This is a genomic window from Streptomyces sp. NPDC025638 (genome assembly GCF_055558775.1).
Genome location: NZ_JBVHLX010000036.1, coordinates 1 through 20,227 on the forward strand (window position 1 = coordinate 1; position 20,227 = coordinate 20,227).

Sequence of the window (20,227 nt, forward strand, 5' to 3'; positions counted from 1 at the left end):
CTGGACCACGGGAAGACATGGGGAACGGTGGGCGGCAATGCCATAGATCGACGATCAAGGCTGCGGCCTGGGCGGATGATGTATCGGCACCCGCAATGTCCGTCCCAAATGGATTCCGCAGGTCAGCCTGGCACTCTCCGAGCGTCTGACTGCCCCAGCGTACAGCCCGACTCGTCTGCTTTCATGGCCCTGACCTGGGTTTTTACCCGAGTCAGGGCCGTTTGTTATTGGGAGGGGGCTCCCGCTTCAACTCGTGCCATTCAGATGCTGCCCGAGGCGAGATACGCGTGTGTCCTGGCCAACCGAGCTGTGGAAGCACGGAATGTGATTCCCGAATCTGGTGACCCAAGGATCACCTCAAAAGGTTTCTCGCGGCGGGAAATGTCGATGCTTCCGGCTGCAACAGCGTCCCAACCGGTGACCCGAAGTCCTTCCACTCCTGCGAAGACGAGGTAGAACTCGAAGGCGTTGAATCCCTTCGCGCGCCATTCCGCAGGGGGGTTCACCGGGAGGACCCGTGTGTGGAACCCCAGGGTCACCGAGTCCTCACGTTCGTCGATGTGCACGTAGAACGGATCGCATGAGTCGGCCGAAGGCGGAGTGCGGTCGTAGAGTTCCCCCAAGTATTCGGTGGACACAAGGAGGCGCGACCAGTCAGTGCTCATAGAACGTCTTCTCCTCGGTGCCGGGAAGAGAGCCGTGACGTCGGGCGTCGATCTTGCTCAAGAACCGATGGACTCCCTCGTCGGTTCCGTTCTCCTTGATCTTGAACGCGCTCACGTGACCGACGCGCACGGACTCACTACAGGTGAAGTCCAGCGACAGTCCTCTGCCTTGGACGGTCACCCGCATACGCCGCGCCCTTCCCCACGGAACCATCTCGACGTTGCCCACGGCCGGTGGAGCCCAGTCGGTGATGGAGATTCCTTCCACTGCCACGAACTGGAATTGACACTGCACCGTGTCCAGGCCCGCGTCGATCCATTCCTGTGGAGTGTTGCCGGGATAAAAAGGCAGATCGAAACGTAGGGTCAGCGTGGGTCCGCGCCAGTTCAGATTGATCGATCGGATCCGAACACCGATCAGGTCTGGGACGTGGCCATATAGTGACCGCAGCGACTCCGGATTCACGAGGAATCCCTCAACGGTCATAGTAATAGTGCTCCTCGCAACCGGGGACCTGCCCGTTACGTGTGTCCTCGAACGGTCTCACATGGACATGCGAGGGTTGGTAACCGGGTTCTCCTGGCTTCTGGTGGCCGAACCAGTGGTCCTGGAAGACTATAAGGTCTCCCCCGTTCGGATGCTCGTAGACCTCTTCGGTGTAGTAGACGGGCTGGTGGTCCTCGCCCATGAGCTGCTTGGCACCCTGCCATTCCGGCGTCGTGGCCGGGACGAAGTTGTTGACTTCGAGTGGCTCCGCCCCTTCGGGAATACCGGCGTCCCGCAATGCCTGCGCCTTCGCTTCGGCGAGTGTGCGCCCGGCACGTTCGCCGCATTCCGGCGCGAGACCCAGCGGGTCGATCCACGTGTGGGGATTGTGGACGTACGTGACCGGGTTGGGCGCGGGAGCCAGCCCGAGCGGGTCGGGGCTGATGTAGCGGGCTGTTTCCGGGTCGTAGGTGCGGAAATAGTTGTGGTGGAGACCTGTTTCGGGGTCGTAGTACTGGCCTGGGAAGCGGAGCGGCGTGTAGGCCGTCGCGTCGGTGTTCCAGGTGGTGGTTCCCCAGAGCGTCGCGCGGGCGCGCCAGGCTATGGCCCCCGTTTCGTCGACGAGTTCAGTAGGGGTGCCGACGATGTCGGTGACGATGGCGAAGAAACGCTGGTCGATGACGCTTTGTGGAGAGTCGGCATCGACGATGCGCTCCGTCTGGGCCAAGGGGCGGCGACCGTTGTGGTCCCAGGTGAGGACGACCGGATGGAGCCGGCCTCCGGTCTTGGTGGTCTGCTCGCAGAGCGTGTGTCCGTCCCAGGTGAAGGTGGTCTCCTCCAATACGCTCTTATCGTCGGCGGCGAGGCGCTGTTTGGCGACGCGTCTTCCCAGCGGGTCGTACTGGTAACGCCAGCGGGTGCCGTCGGGAGTGACGACGGAGGTCAGACGGTCCTCGGCGTCCCAGGTGTAACGCCAGGTGTCCGGTTTGCGGGACAAACGGGTCTTCTGGCGCAGCACGATGCGGCCCGCGACATCGTGTTCGTAACGGACGCTGCCTGCGCGGGTGATGCGGGTGCCTGTGTAGGCGCGCTGCCCCGTGGCGTCATGGTGGGGGTGAGCGGCGGGCCAGTCCGCGAAGGTCTGGTTACCGGCGTCGTCGTAGGCGTAGCGCTCCGTCCAGTTCTCGGCGCGGACGGCGGTGGCGCGGCCCGCGGCGTCGAGGTCGATACGCCGGGTGCCGTTGAGGTCCTCGATCTGGGTCAGGGCGCCGTCCGGGCGGTACGAGTAAGCGCGTCGCTGGATCACGCCCGTGTCTGTGATCAGGTTCTGCTCAGTGAGCCGACCCACCGCGTCGAACGTGTGCGACAGAGCGAGTGTCTCGCCGTAGCGGTAGGCGGTCTCACGGCCGAGTTCGTCACGCACGAAGCCGATCGCGTGCCCGGAGACAGTGAGTTCGGCGGGGCGGCCGGCCGCGTCATATGTCCACGTGCTGGTTGCGCCGGTGGGTGTGGTGCGATGGGTGCGGCGGCCCAGGGGATCGTAGGCGTGGCGCAGGGTGCGGCCGTTCACTGTCTCCGACAGGCGGTTTCCGCGTTGGTCGAGTTCCATCGAGAGCGCGGTGCCCGGTCCGGTGGCTTTGACGAGCCGACCGGAGGGGGCGTAGGCGAACGTGGTGACCTGGCCTTCGACGTCCTTGCGGATCATCTGGCCCAGTGGGTTGCGTTCGTAGCGCACCGTCTGACCTAGCGCATTGGTGCGGCTCAGGAGGCGGCCTGCGGCATCGTGGGTGTAGCTGTGGGTGCGGTCGTCGAAGTCGACTTCGGAGACGAGGCGGCCTGCGGAATCGTATTGGTAGCTCCAGTCGAGGCCGGCCGAGCTGATCACTTGGGTGAGGCGCAGCTCGCTGTCGTGGACGAACTCGTGGCGTACGCCGTCGGGGCCGGTGCGCGCGGCGACGAGGTCGAAATGCGTGTACTCGAACGAGGTGATCGCGCCGACGGGATCGGTGTGGTTGATGCAGTTGCCTTCGCCGTCGTACGTCCACGCTTCGACGCCACCGTCCGGCAGGGTTCGCCGGAGAGGCCGCCCTTCGACCGTCCAATCCAGTTGTGTCGTCGCGCCGGTCGCGTCGACCATGGTGACCACACGGCCGAAGGAGTTCCGCTCATAGCGCGTGACCGCGCCTGAGGGATCTGTGACCGCCAGAGGGAGTCCGGCCGCGTTGCAGCGCATGAGCGTGGTGGCGCCAAGCGCGTCGGTGAGCGCGGTCAGGCGTCCGTGATCGTCGTATGAGAAGCGCGTGACAGTGCCGGACGCGTCCGTCAGAGCAATGCGGTTGCCTCGCTTGTCGTACTCCTGCCGCCACACCGCGCCACCCGGTACCACCACAGCCACTGGACGTCCCAAGCCGTTGTATTCGGTGGCCGTTTCATGACCGTCCGGGCGTGTGATCGATACGAGACGTCCATTCTCATCGTGCGCGTATCGGGTGGTGTGGCCGAGCGGGTCGGTGACAGCGGTCAACCGGCACCCGGCGTCCCATTCCTGAGTGGTGACGTGGCCGAGCGGGTCGGTCTCGCGGACCGGGCGGAGGGCCTGGTTGTGTTCGTAGACGCGGGTGTGGCCGTGGGAGTCGGTGACGCGGGTGGCGCGTGTTGCATCGTCGTAGGTGAGGGTGGAGGCGAGGGCGTTGCCCGTGCCGCCGGTGGCGATGACGCGGCCACGCTGGTCGTACTCGTACCAGTAGGTGGTGCCGTTCCGGTCGGTCCACGACGTGATGCGCCCGTCGGCGTCGTAGGTGTAACGCATCGGCAGCCCCGAGGAGTTGAACTCCTCGGACAGGTGACCGTGCTCGTCGTACGCGAAGGTGAGCAGCGTGGTGTTGGGCCGGTCCGGGTGGGCGGGGTCGATCAGGCGCAGGCCCGTGACGCGGGAGCGGGCGTGGTCGTGGTCGAGGGCGATCCGGTAGCCGCCGGAGTGGACCACCGCTCCGGGGACGTCACCCTCCTCGTACTCGATGGTGATCCGGTTGCCGTTGCGGTCCTGGATGTACTGCAGAGGCAGGTCCACGGCGGTGTCGCCGGCGGCCGCGACGGGACTGTGGAAGACGTACGTCAGGCCCGCGTCGGGGTCGGCGACACGGATGCCGCCGTCGACCTCGCTGTCCCAGGAGAGGGTCAGGCGGGAGCCGGGCGTGTCGGGGCGGACGGGCTCGTCGGTCTCGATGTCCGGGCGTGGGAAGCAGAGGCGGGCGCCGTCGGCAGTCGCGTAGACGAAGCCGTCGTCGTCGGCCTGGACGCGCTGGTCAAGGGTCGACGCCCAGGACGGGCCGAACCAGCCGCCCCACCGGTACGACGATATGTGCGTGCGCTCCAGGATTAGCGGAAGTACGCCGGGCAGGGTCACATCGGTGCGCGGCAGCGACATGTCCCCGGTGGCCACGTCGATCGGATCCCGCACGAACTTCTTGACCATGTTGCGGACCGAGGCCGGCAGCTTGTTGAAGCCCGGGTTCAGCTTGAGGCGCTCGAAGGCGGCGCAGTTGAGCTTCATCCCCTTGGCCAGCTCGGCCAGCTGGCTGGGCTTCAGCGCCTTCAGCCCCTTGCCGAGCGCCTTGCCCAGCACCCCGAACCCGACGCCCATCAGCGCACCCTCGGTGAGGATCCCGGCCAGCTTGCCCGGATCCTTGAACGCGCCCGGATCCTTCAGCAGCGTCTCGAACGCGGAGAACTTCGCCCCCTCGGCCGCCATCTTGCCCACTTGGGCAACACCGCGGATCTCCTTGAGCGCCTGCAGCGCACGCTCCACGCCCCGGATGACCTCCATCACCCCGCGCACCACGGACCCGAGCGCCGTACCCTCCTCCTCGATCCGCCCGACCAGCGCCACGACCTTCAGCGCCCGCTCGCCGGCGATCAGGTTCGAGGCCACTTCGGAGGCACCGGCGGTGAGGATCGACAGTGCAAGTCCCGCGATCTCGAACTCGGCGATCTCCGCGAGCATCACGCCGATCTCGGAGAGCAACTCGTGCGCCTTGTCCGCGAAGTCGTCCAGCGCCTTCGCGCCCTCCCGCAGCGAATGCGCCATCTCGTTCGCGCTCTTTCGGGCCGACTTGGACCGCTTGTGGAAGGCCTTGGCCGCCTTGCCCTCCCACTCCACCCCCGACAACGCCCGCTCGGCGGCCGCCGACGCGTCCTCCAGCCCCTTCGCCAGGTGCCGCCACTTCTTGGCGATCTCCCGGACCCCGTCCGGATCCACCGCCGGATCCGTGATCCCCAGGAACTCCAGACGACTGGCGAGCTTGTCGCCGAACCAGTGGTTGGCTCTGTTGATGTAGTGCAGAGGGTTGAGATCTACCATGACTGTGCCGCTCAGCCCTTCTTCGCCCGGGCCGCGGCCGCCAGCAGAAGGTCCAGCAGATCGAAGGTGTCGGATACCTCACCGATCAGCTTCGCCTCCGCCTCCCACTCCTCCTCCAGCTGCTTGGTCAGCTTGGACAGAGTGGTCATGCCCTTCTCTATCTCGTCCTTCGCGCCCAGCAACGACCCCAGCGCCCCCAACGCCTTCAGGTCGTGCTGCTGCTCCTTGAACGCCGCCAACGGCTTCGTCGTGTGATGCCCCACCGTGCGCAGCCCCGACGCCGCCTTGTGCATCGACGCGGCTTCCTTCGCCAAATCGGACATGAGACCCGCCCCCGTAACTTCCCCGTACACGCACGCACTTCACTCTGTGCACATGCCAACCCCATCGACACTAAGGAAAGCGGGTCTGCGGAAGGTATAGGCAAGATCAAGAACAGGCAAAGGCGCGCAGTGGATGCCGAGAGGAGCGGCACGGTCAAATGCCGGCTCCCGCGGTTGATCAGGCGAGTGCCCCGGGTCAGTCAAGACGGGTGTCCGTACCGCCGGGCGTGTCTGGTTCGGGGCGGCTGGTCATCTCATGCGAGTGCTGACTGCGCGGCTGCGTGGACTGCAGGTACTCGATGGTCACGCCGTCGGGGTGCCGCTCTGTCAGGTTGCCACTGGTGAGACCTCGTTGGATCCGTCGAAGATCGTCCCGCCGTGTTGCTCGGTGAGGTGCAGGACCTGGTCGAGGGGCTCGACGATCGTGGTGGCGTGGGTGCCGCGGTAGGGGGCGAGGGCTTCCTGCGAGCCTGCCAGCAGCAGATAGCCGCCGACGACACCGCAAGGTCCAGGTCCCGGTAGGTGAACCGGAGTCGTGGCTGCTCTCTGGTGAGCTGGACGAAGGCCGGCAACCACGACTCTGCTGAGCAATGGCAGTCGATGACGGGAGGCCGCCAGGGTCATCGTGCTTCTCCGGGGTGATCAGCTTGCCCAGGGCTACGGGGGCGCGGTTGCGGTTCCGGGTGAGGCTGTCGAGGAGCGATCTGCAAGCTTGGGCGCGTGGCATGGACCAGCTGCTTCGGAAGGGCAGAGTCGGCGGGCAGACGTGGCCGTATTTCACTGGAGTACAAGGTGTGGGCCTGACGCCAATCGAGTACCAGGCTGCCCCTCGAAGTCGACGTGTTCCCGATGACGTCGCACGTGGAGTGCGTGGCTATTTTGGAGCCCGCTACGAAGGGGCTCTGACCTGCGGTTTTCCCAGGATGCTCAGGTGTCGACGGGTGCTGTCGACCTGTTTCCCGAAGTCCATCACGTGGAGCTGGCACCTTCGGTTCCTGGCGCTGGTGACCTGCGCCTTTCCCGAGCCACGCGGTTGGCTTGCATGGAGTCGGGGGCGGCAGTGGAGAATCCCCGACGCGTTGTCTTGACGCTCGACTGACGCTGTACCTGATGGTGTGTCAGTCGCTTGCAAGGTCACCGCCCGGCTCGGACTCAGTGGGATGTGGCGTCAGGCCGGTCTGCCTATGGGCCGACCGTGCGCTTTCGTCTGCTGGAGAGCTACTTTCGGGCGGACACAGCCGTTCTCCTTGACGGACGCGAAACACTGGTTGCGGTACATACCTGTCGGCTCCGTACAAGGGTGACGCTGGGTGCACGCGCATCGGCGGTTCGCCCTGATAGTCGATCCGGCCCTTGGTCAAGGTGCCGGTCTTGTCGGTGAACAGGACCTCGACGTCGCCGAGGTCCTCGATGCACACCAGCCGCTTGACCAGCACCTTACGGCGGCTCATCCGGCGTGAGCCGGAGGCGAGATGCCGACCGCGAGGGCGGCGGCCCCCGTGGCGACCACCACTCCGCGCCCGCTGCCGGCGTGCACTGCGGTGCCCATCAGCGCGCAGCCGGACAGCTCCGCCAGTGCCGCGCCGGGGGGTGCGGTGGCGGTGTCCTTGTCGACCGGCAGCGACTCGCCGGTCAGCACCGACTCGCCGCACTCCAGGCCGGTGACCTCCAGCAGCCGCAGATCCGCGGGCACGATGTCGCCGAGCCGCAGGTCCACCACGTCACCCGGAACCAGACCGGTCACTTCTACTTCCGTGGGCCGCCCGTCGCGCAGCGCCAGCGACCGGTGACGGATCTGACCGTGCAGGGATTCCGCGGTCTTCTCCGCGCGGTACTCGTTGGTGAAGCCCAGGCCTACGGAGAGGGCGACGATCACCGCGATGATCACGGCGTTGCCGCGCTCGCCGACGAAGTAGGAGACGACGGCGGTGGCAACCGGCAGAAGGAGCAACGGTAAGCGCAACTGGTGCCACAGCACCGGCAACCAGCCGCCGTTCGACCTCCTCCGACGACAGCCCCGCGCCGGTCGTCTCCAGATCCCCCACGCGCCGGTCTTGCGCCGCCGTCGCGGTCACCATGAGGGCCCTCCGGTCCCGAGATCGTCCTCGCGCGGTACGCCGAAGAGCCGGCAGTTCACGGTCACGGGGAGCGGGTAGGCGAAGCGGATGGGGTGTGAAGGGCTCGGTCAGCCGATCTTGAGGAGGCCGGCTTCGACGACGGCGTGGCCGAAGGGGCTCGCGAGTTCGGCGAGGCGTTCGCAGTCGGCGTCACCCAGGGCGGCGTAGGCGGGGAGGGCCAGGTGGTCGGTGCGGTCCTCGATGTGCCGGCGCAGGAGTACGCCTTCCGGGCTGAGGGAGTCGCCGTCGAGGAGGCCTCGCTTGCGCAAGCGCTCCTGGGCGTCGGCCCACTCCTCCTCGGGCCATGCGCGGCTCGCCTTGAGGAAGTCGACGGGAATCTCACCGGTGGCGGCGTGCAGAATCAGTGCCTCCAAGCCTCCGACGCCCTCGCTCAGCAGGCACGCGACATGGCCGTCTCCGCGGAACTCCCGGAGCAGCGTCTGGGCGTGCCACAACTGCAGTACTGGCTCCTTGGGCCAGGGCAGTGCGGCATGGGCGGCGAACAGCGGCCGGCCCTGCGCGTGTTCGCAGGCCGCTTCGGCGGCCCGGTGGGTCAGCGCCAGGACCTCGTCCAGGGCGGGCAGTTCGTGGATTCCCGCCCGCCGCAGGGCTTCGCCCGCAGCGGCGTACCGCGCGTCCAGCACCTGCTGCGGCGTCGTGGCGTCCCAGGCACCGTCGACCGCCTGGCGTACGAAGGCAGGGTTGAAGTTGTAGAAGGTCGAGATGACCAGCTCGGCGGATGCTCGGCCGAAGACGGCGCTCCGGGAAGTGAAGTACCCGGCGCGTCCGCTCAGTCCGAGGTCCGCGTACCGTCGCCTTGCCTCGGGGACGAAGTAGATCATCGCGTGTACGGGCTCGAGGCGGCGCCAGGCCGCGCGCGCTGACTTCATGGGGTCACCTCTACGGAGAGTGGACGAACGGGGTATTCGCTGGGGGCTCTGCGGGTTTCAGTGCTCGCCAGGCGCTCGCAGGTGTTCGAGCAGCAGGCGGCTCAGCGCATCGGGCGCCTCCTCGGGGACCCAGTGGCTGACGCCTTGGAGCGTCTCGAACCGGTACGGCCCGTTGACCCACTGCCCCGTCTGCTGTGCGGCCGCCGGGCCGAACGCGCTGTCCTCCGTGCTCCAGACGTACAGCGTGGGCACGTCGATGACGCCGATCGCGCCGTCGGGGCGGCCCGCCCGGTACCAGTTCAGCGCCGCGGTGAGAGCGCCCGGCTGGGACAGGTGCCGTACGTAGGCCTCGGTACTGTCCTGCGGGACCTTTCCGGCGTAGAACGCGCGAAGCTCCTGGGCGTCGTGGGCGAGCATGCGTTCTTCGGTCGCGGGTGGTTCACGCCAGTCGATCATGTAGCGCGAGCGTCGGCGCTGATCCTGGTCGGTGCGCAGGGTGGTGGCCAGAGCGCCGGGGTGCGGGGTCGAGACAACCGTCAGGGTGCGTACGCGGCCGGGGTGGGCGTGAGCGGTCCACCACGCCACTGCGCCTCCCCAGTCGTGGCCGACCAGGTCGAACGCCGCCCAGCCCAGTTCCTCGGTGATCGCGACCACGTCGTCGACGAGAAGGCCGATGCGATAGTCCTCGGGCCGCTGAGGGCGGGCGCCGGGGGAGTACCCACGTTGGTTCGGTGCCACCACCCGGTAGCCGTGCGCGGCCAGTGCCGCGATCTGCCGTTGCCACACCAGCCCCGTCTGCGGGAAGCCGTGCAGCAGTAGCACCGGGCGGCCCTCGGGCGGGCCAGCCACGATCGCGTCGAACACGCCCACGCCGGTGGAGATGCTCAGTTCCGTCACGATCCACCCTTCATACCGACTGGTCGGTACCCTTCAGGTAGAGGGGCGGGCTGTCAAGACCGCGAGCATGTGCGCATCCCCGCTTCCCTGATCGTCAAGGACTTGGTTGAACGTGACGCCGGATTCAACTATAACCGATCGGGAGGCCGACCCTCGTCACCCCGCGGCCATGGCTCATGCCATCGGTCACCGAGGGAGACGGTCAATGAGCCCGCCGCACCGAAGTTGGCGTTCGGCCCGCCTATCAGCGATCGAGCCCGGCTCACGGAGCTCGGAACTCCGGCCCCCATGCTCCGGGGCGAACCGGACCAACAGGAAACAGTGAGGCGACATGAGGGAAGCAGTCATCGTTTCGACGGCACGGACGCCGATCGGAAAGGCCTATCGCGGCGCCTTCAACGACACCCAGGCGCAGGAACTCGCCGCCCATGCCCTTTCGCACGCGGTGCGGCGCGCCGGGCTCGAGGGAGCCGAGGTCGAGGATGTGATCTTCGGCTGCGCCGCGCAGCAGGGCTCCGCCGGTTTCAACGTCGCGCGCCAGGCCGTTCTCCGTGCCGGACTTCCGGACACCGTGTCGGGAATGACGATCGACCGGCAGTGCTCGTCGGGCCTGATGGCCATCGCGACGGCCGCCAAGCAGATTGTCACCGATGGCATGCAGGTCGCTGCCGGCGGCGGTGTCGAGTCGATCTCCTTGGTGCAGAACGACCACATGAACACCCACCGTGCGGCGGATCCCTGGCTGGTCGAGCACAAGCCGAGCATCTACATGCCGATGTTGCAGACGGCGGAGATCGTCGCCGAACGCTACGGCGTGAGCCGGGAACGCCAGGACGAGTTCGCGCTGCTGTCACAGCAGCGCACCGCGGCGGCGCAGGAGGCCGGCCGGTTCGACCGGGAGATCGTCGCACTCACCAGCGTCAAGAAGGTTCTCGACAAGCAGTCCGGGGAGGTGCGGGACGAGGAGGTCACCCTGACCAGGGACGAGGGCAACCGCCCGTCGACCACACTGGAGGGCCTGGCCGGGCTGGCGCCGGTGCTGCCCGACGGTCAGGTGACCGCGCACTCCAGCGTCACGGCGGGAAACTCCTCGCAGTTGTCGGACGGGGCTTCGGCGTCGGTGCTGATGGAGTCGAAGGAGGCCGAGCGCCGCGGACTGGAGCCGCTGGGCGTCTACCGGGGTATGACCGTTGCCGGTTGCGGGCCGGACGAGATGGGCATCGGTCCGGTGTTCGCCATTCCGAAACTGCTGAAGCAGCACGACCTCGCCGTCGACGACATCGGGCTGTGGGAACTCAACGAGGCGTTCGCTTCCCAGGCGTTGTACTGCCGTGACGAACTGCACATCGACCCGGAGCGGTTCAACGTCAATGGCGGCGGGATCTCGGTCGGTCATCCGTACGGAATGACCGGTGCCCGGCTGGTGGGGCATGCCCTTATCGAGGGCAAGCGCCGAGGCGTCCGGTATGTGGTGATCTCGATGTGCGTCGGCGGCGGAATGGGCGCAGCCGGACTGTTCGAGGTTGCCTGAGGTGTCGAGCGGGACGGAAAAGGTCCGAACTTCGGTCCTCGTGGACTTCGGTGGGGTCATCACCTCCAGTGTGCTGCAGGCTTTCACCGACTTCGGCGCCTCGCTCGGCGGTGACCCGCGCCTGCCGCTGGACCTCCTCGCCCGGGACTCGCCATCACGCACTCTCCTGGCCGACCACGAGTGCGGCCGTATCGACACCGAAGCCTTCGAGCGGGGATTCGCCGAACGCCTCCGCGTCCACGGCGCCGACGTACCGGCCGAGGGGCTCACGGCCCGGATGCAAGCGGGAATGTCGATCGACCAGGACATGCTCGCGCTGCTCGGTGACCTTCGGGCCGCCGGCCGTCCGGTTGCGCTGGTGTCCAACTCGTTCGGTACCGGAGCCTACGACGGCGTCGACCTCGCCGCCGTTGCCGACGTGGTCGTCATCTCCGCCGAGGTGGGGATCCGCAAGCCCTCCCGGCGGATTTACGCGATCGCATGTGAACGCCTCGGTATCGACCCCGAGGAGGCAGTCATGATCGACGATCTGCAGCAGAACCTCGACGGAGCGGCGCGGATCGGAATCGGGGGCGTATTGCACACCGGCGCCGCCGACACTCGCCGTCAACTCGCCGAACTCTTCGGGATCACCGCCTGACCGATCGACCGACCGGTCGCAAGGAGACCGGTCATGTGGGATCCGCACCGCATCACCTGCTCACACCCCGGAAGGCACCGCTCATGGCCAGTGTTCTCGACCCGGTCCGCCGCCACGCGGCTGCAACTCCTGACAACATCGCGCTGCGTGGCGGCGCGGATCAGTGGACGTACCGTCAGCTGAGTGACGCGAGCGTACGGTACGCGGGCGCCTTGGCCGCCGCGGGCCTGTCCCCCGGGGACCGGGTGCTGCTCGCGGCGCCGTCGGTGCCCGAGTTCGTGGTGGCCTACCTCGGGATCCAGGCCGCGGGCTGTGTCGTGGTGCCGGTCAACACGATGGTCACCCGGGCCGAGGTGGAGTACGTCCTCGGCGACGCCGGGTGCTCATTGGCGATCGCATGGCACGCCCTCGGCCCCGCCGTCGCGGAGGCGGCAGCGGCACTCAAGGTGCCCTTCTGGACGCTGTCCCCGGGCGCGTCGGTCACCGGTGCAACCCCTGCCGACGTCGTCGACCGGGACCGCGACGAGACCGCGGCCATCCTGTACACCTCGGGCACCACGGGACGGCCGAAGGGGGCCCAACTCACCGTCGGGAACCTGCTGTCCGCCGGGGAGATCGGCGCCGAGTGCAGCCGCGCCTCCAGCGCCGACCGTACCGGCACCGGACTCCCGCTGTTCCACGTGTTCGGCCAGGCGTCGGTCATGATGGCGACCCTGACCGCGGGCGGCTCGATGTCCTTGCTGGCCCGGTTCGACCCGGCGTCGATGCTGGACATGCTGCGCCGCGACCGGCTCACCATCATGGCCGGCGTGCCGACCATGTGGAACGCGATGCTGCACGCGGCGGGTGATGCGAACCCGGCGGACTTCGCGGGGCTCCGTGTCGCCGTCTCCGGCGGCGCCTCACTGCCCGGGGAGATCGCCCGAGCCTTCGAGGCCCGCTTCGGCTGCACCATCCTCGAAGGGTATGGGCTCACCGAGACCACCGCGTTCGGCACCTTCAACGACATCGACCGCGGCGGCAAGACCGGGTACACCGGCAGGGCAGTCCCGCGGCTGCAGGTTCAGGTGCGTGACGAGGACGGCAACGAGTGCCCTCCGGGTACCGTCGGCGAGGTCCACATCAAGGGACCCACGGTGATGCGCGGTTACTGGAACCGCCCTGCGGACACCGCCGCGGCAATCTCGTCCGACGGCTGGTTCCGGACCGGCGACCTCGGCGAAACCGACACGGACGGCGACCTGCGCATCGTCGACCGGATCAAGGACCTCATCATCCGCGGCGGTTACAACGTCTACCCCGGTGAGGTCGAGGAAGTTCTCTACGAGCATCCGGACATCGTCGAGGCAGCCGTGATCGGCGTTCCCGACGAGCACTACGGCGAGGAGGTCGCCGCGCTCATCGCCGCCCGGCCCGGTTCGGAGCTCGGTGCCGCCGAGGTGTCGGGCTGGGCACGAGAGCGGCTGTCCGCCTACAAGATCCCGCGCATCGTCCGGTTCGTCGACGCGCTGCCCAAGGGCCCGACCGGGAAGATCCTCAAGCGGTCCATCGACCGTACGGAGCTGACCCGCGATCCCGCAGTCGGCGACGTACCCGCCCGCCGGCACTGAACATCCGTCGAACGAAGAGATGTGCCCGCTGCGGAAGAAAGAGAGGAAAGACGCATGGTGAGTTGCTCATGAGCCTGCCCCCCATCCTGCGGGACCGGCTGCGCCTGCCCGTGGTCGCATCGCCGATGTTCATCGTGTCCAGTCCGGAGTTGGTCATCGCCCAGTCGGCCTCCGGCATCGTGGGTTCCTTCCCCGCGCTGAACGCGCGGCCCCAGTCGGCCCTGCGGGAGTGGCTGCAGCACATAACGGAGGAGTTGGCCAAGCACGACGCCGGCCATCCCGAGGCACCGTCCGCGCCGTTCGCGGTCAATCTCATTGTGCACAAGACCAACTCACGCCTGGAGGAGGACCTCGCGACCGTCGTGGAGTTCGAGGTGCCGATCATCATCACCTCTCTCGGTGCCCGGGCTGATGTCAACGATGCGGTCCACTCCTACGGCGGCATCGTGCTGCACGATGTCATCAGCAACCGGTTCGCGCGCAAGGCGGTGGAGAAGGGCGCGGACGGCCTGATCGCCGTCGCCGCGGGCGCGGGTGGGCACGCCGGCACTCAATCACCCTTTGCGCTCGTCCAGGAGGTTCGCGACTGGTTCGACGGCCCTCTTCTGCTGTCGGGCTCCATCGCTCACGGCCGCTCGATCCTCGCCGCGCAGGCCGCCGGCGCGGACCTCGCCTACGTGGGTTCGGCGTTCATCGCTACCGACGAGGCGAGCGCGGAGGACCAGTACAAGCAGATGATCGTGGACTCCACAGCTGCGGACATCGTGTACTCCGACCTGTTCACCGGCGTGCACGGCAACTACCTCCGTGGCAGCATCGAGGCCGCGGGGCTCGATCCGGCCGCACTGCCCGGCTCCGATCCGTCCGCCATGGACTTCGGGAACCAGGACGTCAAAGGGGCGAAGGCGTGGCGGGACATCTGGGGCGCGGGTCAGGGCGTCGGCGTGATCGGAGCGGTACTTCCCGCGGCAGCGGTCGTCGAGCGCCTCGCCGGTGAGTACGCCGAGGCGAAGAGCCGGCTTCGGCGCTTGTAAAGGGGTGCGCCAGAGCCGCATCGAGCCTGCGCATTTATGAGTCTGGCGTCGGATTCAAGTACACTTCCGGGGATGGACAACACCGCACCTGAGGAGAGCGACGGCGAGAAGGCACCGCCGGTGGCCCCCCTCTCGCACCTTCGCGAGCTGCCGACGACGAAGCGGGGAGCGCGGACACGGGCCGCTTTGGTGAAGGGCGCCCGGAAGGTGTTCGAACGGGACGGCTACCTCGACACCCGTCTGACCGACATCACCAAAGAGGCTCAGTGTGCGGCGGGATCCTTCTACACCTACTTCGCCAACAAGGAAGAGGTGCTTGCCGCCGTTCTCCTGGAAGCCCAGGAGGACATGATGCACCCCGGCATGGGCCGGGTGCAGGGCACCGACGACCCATATGCGGTACTCGAGGCGAGCAATCGCGCGTATCTCGAGGCATACAAACGGAATGCGAAACTGATGGCACTGCTTGAGCAGGTCGCCCAAGTTGAGCCGGAGTTCCGTGAGTTCCGGAGCCGGCGCGCTGATGCGTTCATCCGCCGCAACGCCCGCGGCATCGCCGACCTACAGGCGCGGGGCGTTGCCGACCGTGAGGTCGATCCGATGATGGCCTCCCGTGCACTGTCGGGCATGGTCAGCGTCATGGCCTACAACGCCTTCGTGCTCGGCGAACGGCACGAAGAAGGTACGCCGGTGGACTTCGAGGAGCTCGTCTCCACGGTCACCCGGCTCTGGGCGAACGCCCTGCGGTTCCCCGGCCACCACTGACCGACCTTCTCTCTTCCCCCCTCGCCCTTCTCGGCGTATGGGGCGATCGCTTGCGCCTTCTCCGTGGGTGACGCACACCTGGTGATTGAAGTTGACGCCAGATTCAATTATACAGGTGGACGGGGCCACGGCCGCAGCATCGCGAGGGCCGTGCCCCGGCACCGCACGCCCCGCCACGGAGAGGGTTCGCTGTGAACGTTGCACAAAGAGTCGCCATCGTCACCGGAGGCGGTGGCGGGATCGGCAGCGCGCTGGTCGCACGGCTCGCTCGCGAGGGTGCCCGGGTCGTTGTCGCGGACCTCGACGCGGACAGCGCGCGGGCGGTGTCGGAGGCAGTCAACGCCGGCCATCCGGGAAGCACCGTCAGCGCCGGCGCTGACGTGTCGGACACCGCCGAGATACAGCAGTTGGTCACCCTGGCGGAGAGCGCCTTCGGTCCGGTTGATTTCTACTTCGCGAACGCGGGCATCGCCGGGGCGCTCGACCTCGACGCGAGCGAGCAGGACTGGGACCTCTCGATCGACGTCAACCTGCGAGCCCACATCCGTGCGGCAAAGCTGCTGGTACCGCGGTGGCTCGAGCGCGGTGAGGGCTACTTCGTCAGTACCGCCTCGGCGGCCGGGCTGCTCACCCAGATCGGCTCCGCCACGTACGCCGTCACCAAACACGCGGCCGTCGCCTTCGCCGAATGGCTGAGCGTCACCTACGGCGATCGCGGGGTCCGCGTCAGCTGTCTGTGCCCGATGGGGGTGAACACCAAGCTGCTGTCCTCCGGGGAGGGTTCGGGGGACGCTCTGGGAAGAGCCGCGACGCGAGCCGTCACGTCCGCGGGGGACGTCCTGGAGCCGGCCGAGGTCGCCGACGCAGTCCTGGCCGCGATCGAGGACGAGCGCTTCCTGATCCTGCCGCATGAAGACGTTCTTGAGATGTACCGGCAGAAGGGCTCGGACTACGACCGGTGGCTGCGCGGGATGCGCCGCTACCAGAGCTCCCTTCTCGCGCAGTCATGACCGGCGCGCCGGGCGAGCTCGTCCTCGCCGAACACCGCGGGCCGGTGCTGGTGCTCACGTTCAACCGGCCGGCCAAGCTCAACGCCTGGACCGACGAACTCGAGGACCGCTATTTCACGCTGCTCGACGCCGCCGAGGACGATCCGGACGTACGCGCCCTCGTGGTCACCGGCGCGGGACGCGGATTCTGCGCCGGAGCCGACCTCCAGCGGCTGCAGGCGCTCGGCGAGGTCGCCGAGGCGGACCGGGCACGACGCCGGCCGCGCGATGTGCCGTTGACCCTGCGCAAACCGCTGATCGGTGCGATCAACGGGGTGGCCGCCGGTCTGGGCATGGTGGAGGCGCTCTACTGCGACATTCGCTTCGGCTCGCCCTTGGCGCGGTTCACCACGGCATTCGCGCAACGCGGGCTGATCGCCGAGTACGGGATCTCCTGGCTGTTGCCCCGGCTGGTGGGGCACAGCCGGGCAACGGACCTGTTGCTGTCCAGTCGCATGGTGGACGCCGAGGAGGCTTTCCGTATCGGTCTTCTCGACCACCTAGTCCCGACCGGCAGTGTGGTCGATGCCGCTGTCTCGTACGCCACCGATCTGGCGACGCGCTGTTCCCCGGCATCCATGGCCACCATCAAGGGCCAGTTGAACAACGACGCGGACGGCACCTACGCCGATTCCGTGACCCGGGCGGAGGGCCTCATGCTCCAGGCCTTCCGCGGGGCCGATCTCGTCGAAGGCGTGGCCAGTCACCTCGACAAGCGCCCACCGAATTTTCCCTCCCTCCCGGTCAGGAGTTCACATGTCCGTGTTTGAGATGTCGGACCGCGCCAAGAAGTACCAGGCGGATCTGCTGGAGTTCATGGATTCGCATGTCTACCCCGCTGAGGCGGTGTACCACGAGCAGATGAGCGCGTCGGGTGACCCGCACTTCCACCCGCCGATCATCGAGGAACTCAAGGCGGAGGCGCGGGGGCGCGGACTGTGGAACCTCTTCCACCCGCACCCGGAGTGGGGCCTCGGACTGACCAACCTCGAGTACGCGCCGCTGGCGGAGATCATGGGGCGCAGCCACATCGCCCCCGAGGCATGCAACTGCAACGCTCCCGACACCGGCAACATGGAGGTGCTCACGCTGTTCGGCAGCGACGAGCACAAGGAGAAGTACCTCAAGCCCCTGCTCGACGGGACGATGGCTTCGGCCTTCGCGATGACCGAGCCGCGTGTTGCCAGCTCCGACGCCACCAACATCGAGCTGCGGATGGAGCGCGACGGCGACGAGTACGTGCTCAACGGCCGCAAGTGGTTCGCGTCCAACGCCCTGCACCGCAACTGCAAGGTGCTCATCGTCATGGGGAAGACGGACCCCACCGCTGCTCCGCACCGGCAGCAGTCGATGATGGTCGTCCCCATCGACGCCCCTGGGATCACGGTGATGCGCGGCCTGCCGGTGTTCGGCTACCAGGACCGCGAGGGGCACGCCGAGATCGACTTCACCGACGTACGGGTACCGGCCAAGGACGTCCTCAAGGGCGAGGGTGAGGGTTTCGCGATCAGCCAGGCCCGGCTCGGTCCCGGCCGTATCCACCACTGCATGCGGGCCATTGGCGCGGCCGAGCGGGCGCTGGAGCTGATGTGCCGGCGCGCGCAGTCACGGGTGACATTCGGTCGTCCGGTTGCCGAACGGTCCAACATCCAGGACTGGATCGCGGAAGCGCGGATCGACATCGAGATGATCCGCCTGCTCACGCTCAAGGCCGCGTATCTGATGGACACGGCCGGGAACAAGGAAGCGCGCACCGAGATCGCGGCCATCAAGGTGGCCGCTCCGAACATCGCCCTGAAGATCATCGACCGCGCGATCCAGGTGCACGGAGCGGCGGGAGTGACCGAGGACTTCCCGTTGGCGATGATGTACGCGCACCTGCGGACGCTGCGGCTGGCGGACGGCCCTGACGAGGTCCACAAGCGGGCCATCGCCCGACAGGAACTGCGGCAGTACCGCGTCGCGGCGACGGCGACGGCGGCGGTGAGCTGAGATGGCGGGACTGGATCTCACGGGTCGCACCGCCGTCGTCACGGGCGCCTCGCGCGGGATCGGGCTGGCGATCGCCCAGGCCATCGCCGCCGCCGGCGCAAACGTCGTCCTCACCTCCCGGTACCAGGAGGCGGCTGACGCCGCCGCGGCCCAGGTCGGGGGCACGGCGGTCGGCGTCGGTGCGCACGCGGTCGACGAAGAAGCGGCCCGGCACTGTGTGGATCTGACGCTTGAGCGCTTCGGGAGCCTGGACATCCTCGTCAACAACGCGGGGACCAACCCGGCCTTCGGGCCGGTCATCGATCAGGACCACGGCAGGTTCGCCAAGACCTTCGACGTGAACCTGTGGGCTCCCGTCCTGTGGACGGGGCTGGCCACGCGGGCCTGGATGGGCGAGCACGGCGGTGTGGTCGTCAACACCGCGTCGGTCGGCGGCATGGCCTCCGAGGCGAACATCGGGTTGTACAACGCGTCGAAGGCCGCACTGATCCACCTCACAAAGCAACTGGCCCTGGAACTCTCGCCGAAGGTTCGCGTCAATGCGGTGGCACCGGGTGTGGTGCGCACGAAGCTGGCCGAGGCCCTGTGGAAGGAGCACGAGCAGGCCGTGTCCGCATCGATGGCGCTGGGCCGCATAGGGGAGCCTGCCGACATCGCCTCGGCGGTCGCGTTTCTCGTCTCGGACGCGGCGAGTTGGATCACCGGTGAGACGATGGTGATCGACGGCGGGCAGCTGCTCGGTGACGCGCTCCCGTTCAGGCGGGGAGCCGGCATCGGTGTCTAGCGCGGACATCGTCGGAATCGACGCCGGGGCGGTGAGCCGCTGGTTCGAGACCCTCGGCGTCGACTTCGCCGGGCCGTTGACCTTCGACCGGATCGGGCTCGGCCAGTCGAATCTGACCTACCTGGTACGGGACCAGAACGGCCGCAGGTGGGTGCTGCGGCGCCCACCGCTGGGTCTCCTGCTGGCGTCGGCGCACGACGTGGCCCGCGAGGCGCGGATTCTGACCGCGCTGGAGGGCACCGCCGTCCCGACTCCGCGGGTGCTCGGGTTGACAGACGATCCCGCCGTGACCGACGTCCCGCTGCTGCTCATGGAGTTCGTGGACGGCCAGGTCGTCGACAGGATGTCGATCGCGCGGTCGTTGACGCCCGAGCGCCGCCGGGCGATCGGGATGTCGTTGCCGCGGACGCTGGCGAAGATACACGCGGTCGATCTCGAGGTGACCGGGCTGACCGGTCTGGCCAGCCACAAGCCGTACGCGCAACGTCAGCTCAAGCGGTGGTCGGCCCAGTGGGAGAGGTCCAGGACCCGCGAGCTGCCCGCCCTGGAGGACCTCACCCGGCGCCTCGTCGCGGCCGTCCCGGAGCAGCGCGAACTGACGCTCGTGCACGGCGACTTCCATCTGCGCAACGTCATCACCTCCCACGACAGCGGGGAGGTGACCGCGGTGCTCGACTGGGAGCTGTCGACGCTGGGGGATCCACTGGCGGACATGGGCAGCCTGCTGGCCTACTGGCCGGCCAAGGGTGAGAACACCTCGGGCGACTTCGTCGCGACCGCTCTCGACGGCTTCCCGACCCGCGAGGAACTCGTGGCTGCCTACTTGGCGGCGTCGGGACGCGACCTGACGACGCTGGGCTACTGGCACACGCTGGGACTGTGGAAGGTCGCGATCATCGCGGAGGGCGTCATGCGCCGCGCGATGGATGAACCGCGGAACAAGGCCGCGTCCGGGACTCCGACCGCAGAGCGCATCGACGCACTGGTGGCGAAGGCCCACGACGTGGCGGACACGGCAGGTATCTGAACCGATCGCCTGCCCACGGGACTTTGACACTCACGCATACAGGAAAGGAGCGGTGA

At 67.7% G+C, this 20,227-nt stretch carries 18 protein-coding genes; 11 read left to right on the forward strand and 7 right to left on the reverse strand.

Annotated features, from left to right (window positions below):
- Positions 1 to 260: 260 nt before the first annotated feature.
- The 4 genes from ACZ4EG_RS44650 to ACZ4EG_RS44665 are packed head-to-tail and all read right to left on the reverse strand — an operon-like array spanning position 261 to position 5,835.
- Positions 261 to 665, reverse strand: a complete 405-nt coding sequence (locus ACZ4EG_RS44650; RefSeq protein WP_467794787.1) for an Imm50 family immunity protein — start codon at positions 663 to 665, stop codon at positions 261 to 263.
- On the reverse strand, positions 655 to 1,152 hold the full coding sequence (locus tag ACZ4EG_RS44655) for an Imm50 family immunity protein (RefSeq protein ID WP_453562320.1): 498 nt from the start codon (positions 1,150 to 1,152) through the stop codon (positions 655 to 657). Before ACZ4EG_RS44655 ends, ACZ4EG_RS44650 begins: the two co-directional genes overlap by 11 nt.
- Positions 1,142 to 5,512, reverse strand: a complete 4,371-nt coding sequence (locus ACZ4EG_RS44660) for a DUF6531 domain-containing protein (protein WP_467794788.1) — start codon at positions 5,510 to 5,512, stop codon at positions 1,142 to 1,144. The genes ACZ4EG_RS44655 and ACZ4EG_RS44660 overlap by 11 nt, the downstream gene beginning before the upstream one ends.
- A gap of 11 nt (positions 5,513 to 5,523) precedes the next feature.
- Positions 5,524 to 5,835, reverse strand: a complete 312-nt coding sequence (locus ACZ4EG_RS44665; protein ID WP_467794789.1) for a hypothetical protein — start codon at positions 5,833 to 5,835, stop codon at positions 5,524 to 5,526.
- A gap of 378 nt (positions 5,836 to 6,213) precedes the next feature.
- On the opposite strand from ACZ4EG_RS44665, the gene ACZ4EG_RS44670 reads away from it, so the two are divergent.
- Entirely contained in the window at positions 6,214 to 6,357 is a 144-nt protein-coding gene (locus ACZ4EG_RS44670) for a hypothetical protein (RefSeq protein WP_467794790.1), read from the forward strand.
- A 925-nt stretch (positions 6,358 to 7,282) separates the two neighbouring features.
- Here ACZ4EG_RS44670 and ACZ4EG_RS44675 read toward each other — a convergent pair.
- From ACZ4EG_RS44675 to ACZ4EG_RS44685, 3 genes are all read right to left on the reverse strand, one after another.
- Positions 7,283 to 7,786 carry a P-type ATPase actuator domain-containing protein gene (locus ACZ4EG_RS44675; RefSeq protein WP_467794791.1) on the reverse strand — a complete coding sequence of 168 codons (504 nt, stop codon included), beginning with the start codon at positions 7,784 to 7,786 and terminating at the stop codon, positions 7,283 to 7,285.
- Between the two features lie 234 nt (positions 7,787 to 8,020).
- Entirely contained in the window at positions 8,021 to 8,842 is an 822-nt protein-coding gene (locus ACZ4EG_RS44680; RefSeq protein ID WP_467794792.1) for an SCO6745 family protein, read from the reverse strand.
- Positions 8,843 to 8,899: 57 nt separating this feature from the next.
- Positions 8,900 to 9,742: an alpha/beta fold hydrolase gene (locus ACZ4EG_RS44685; protein WP_467794810.1), complete on the reverse strand. Its 843-nt coding sequence runs from the start codon at positions 9,740 to 9,742 to the stop codon at positions 8,900 to 8,902.
- A gap of 328 nt (positions 9,743 to 10,070) precedes the next feature.
- Here ACZ4EG_RS44685 and ACZ4EG_RS44690 point away from each other — a divergent pair, with 328 nt between their 5' ends.
- From ACZ4EG_RS44690 to ACZ4EG_RS44735, 10 genes are all read left to right on the forward strand, one after another.
- Entirely contained in the window at positions 10,071 to 11,270 is a 1,200-nt protein-coding gene (locus tag ACZ4EG_RS44690) for an acetyl-CoA C-acyltransferase (protein ID WP_467794793.1), read from the forward strand.
- 1 nt (position 11,271) lies between these two features.
- Positions 11,272 to 11,910 carry an HAD family hydrolase gene (locus ACZ4EG_RS44695; protein ID WP_467794794.1) on the forward strand — a complete coding sequence of 213 codons (639 nt, stop codon included), beginning with the start codon at positions 11,272 to 11,274 and terminating at the stop codon, positions 11,908 to 11,910.
- 83 nt (positions 11,911 to 11,993) lie between these two features.
- Entirely contained in the window at positions 11,994 to 13,520 is a 1,527-nt protein-coding gene (locus ACZ4EG_RS44700; protein ID WP_263214512.1) for an AMP-binding protein, read from the forward strand.
- 68 nt (positions 13,521 to 13,588) lie between these two features.
- Entirely contained in the window at positions 13,589 to 14,554 is a 966-nt protein-coding gene (locus tag ACZ4EG_RS44705) for an NAD(P)H-dependent flavin oxidoreductase (protein ID WP_467794795.1), read from the forward strand.
- 72 nt (positions 14,555 to 14,626) lie between these two features.
- A complete protein-coding gene (locus tag ACZ4EG_RS44710; RefSeq protein ID WP_467794796.1) occupies positions 14,627 to 15,319 on the forward strand; it encodes a TetR/AcrR family transcriptional regulator in 693 nt (230 codons plus the stop codon).
- 191 nt (positions 15,320 to 15,510) lie between these two features.
- Complete coding sequence (locus ACZ4EG_RS44715) at positions 15,511 to 16,329, forward strand: SDR family oxidoreductase (protein ID WP_467794797.1); 819 nt, start codon at positions 15,511 to 15,513, stop codon at positions 16,327 to 16,329.
- Positions 16,326 to 17,138 (forward strand): enoyl-CoA hydratase-related protein, encoded by an 813-nt coding sequence (locus ACZ4EG_RS44720; RefSeq protein ID WP_467794798.1) that lies wholly within the window; start codon positions 16,326 to 16,328, stop codon positions 17,136 to 17,138. Before ACZ4EG_RS44715 ends, ACZ4EG_RS44720 begins: the two co-directional genes overlap by 4 nt.
- On the forward strand, positions 17,125 to 18,360 hold the full coding sequence (locus ACZ4EG_RS44725; protein ID WP_467794799.1) for an acyl-CoA dehydrogenase family protein: 1,236 nt from the start codon (positions 17,125 to 17,127) through the stop codon (positions 18,358 to 18,360). Before ACZ4EG_RS44720 ends, ACZ4EG_RS44725 begins: the two co-directional genes overlap by 14 nt.
- A 1-nt stretch (position 18,361) precedes the next feature.
- Entirely contained in the window at positions 18,362 to 19,144 is a 783-nt protein-coding gene (locus ACZ4EG_RS44730) for an SDR family oxidoreductase (protein ID WP_263214521.1), read from the forward strand.
- The gene (locus ACZ4EG_RS44735; RefSeq protein WP_453562283.1) at positions 19,137 to 20,171 is read left to right on the forward strand and encodes a phosphotransferase family protein; all 1,035 of its coding nucleotides are present in this window, start codon (positions 19,137 to 19,139) and stop codon (positions 20,169 to 20,171) included. Before ACZ4EG_RS44730 ends, ACZ4EG_RS44735 begins: the two co-directional genes overlap by 8 nt.
- Positions 20,172 to 20,227 lie beyond the last annotated feature (56 nt).

Bases quoted from the DNA above. Each gene is read 5' to 3' on its own strand.
- ACZ4EG_RS44650 (WP_467794787.1), bottom strand. From the start codon at position 665: ATGAGCACTGACTGGTCGCGCCTCCTTGTGTCCACCGAATACTTGGGG.
- ACZ4EG_RS44655 (WP_453562320.1), bottom strand. From the start codon at position 1,152: ATGACCGTTGAGGGATTCCTCGTGAATCCGGAGTCGCTGCGGTCACTA.
- ACZ4EG_RS44660 (WP_467794788.1), bottom strand. From the start codon at position 5,512: ATGGTAGATCTCAACCCTCTGCACTACATCAACAGAGCCAACCACTGG.
- ACZ4EG_RS44665 (WP_467794789.1), bottom strand. From the start codon at position 5,835: ATGTCCGATTTGGCGAAGGAAGCCGCGTCGATGCACAAGGCGGCGTCG.
- ACZ4EG_RS44680 (WP_467794792.1), bottom strand. From the start codon at position 8,842: ATGAAGTCAGCGCGCGCGGCCTGGCGCCGCCTCGAGCCCGTACACGCG.
- ACZ4EG_RS44690 (WP_467794793.1), top strand. From the start codon at position 10,071: ATGAGGGAAGCAGTCATCGTTTCGACGGCACGGACGCCGATCGGAAAG.
- ACZ4EG_RS44700 (WP_263214512.1), top strand. From the start codon at position 11,994: ATGGCCAGTGTTCTCGACCCGGTCCGCCGCCACGCGGCTGCAACTCCT.
- ACZ4EG_RS44705 (WP_467794795.1), top strand. From the start codon at position 13,589: ATGAGCCTGCCCCCCATCCTGCGGGACCGGCTGCGCCTGCCCGTGGTC.
- ACZ4EG_RS44710 (WP_467794796.1), top strand. From the start codon at position 14,627: ATGGACAACACCGCACCTGAGGAGAGCGACGGCGAGAAGGCACCGCCG.
- ACZ4EG_RS44720 (WP_467794798.1), top strand. From the start codon at position 16,326: ATGACCGGCGCGCCGGGCGAGCTCGTCCTCGCCGAACACCGCGGGCCG.
- ACZ4EG_RS44725 (WP_467794799.1), top strand. From the start codon at position 17,125: ATGTCCGTGTTTGAGATGTCGGACCGCGCCAAGAAGTACCAGGCGGAT.
- ACZ4EG_RS44730 (WP_263214521.1), top strand. From the start codon at position 18,362: ATGGCGGGACTGGATCTCACGGGTCGCACCGCCGTCGTCACGGGCGCC.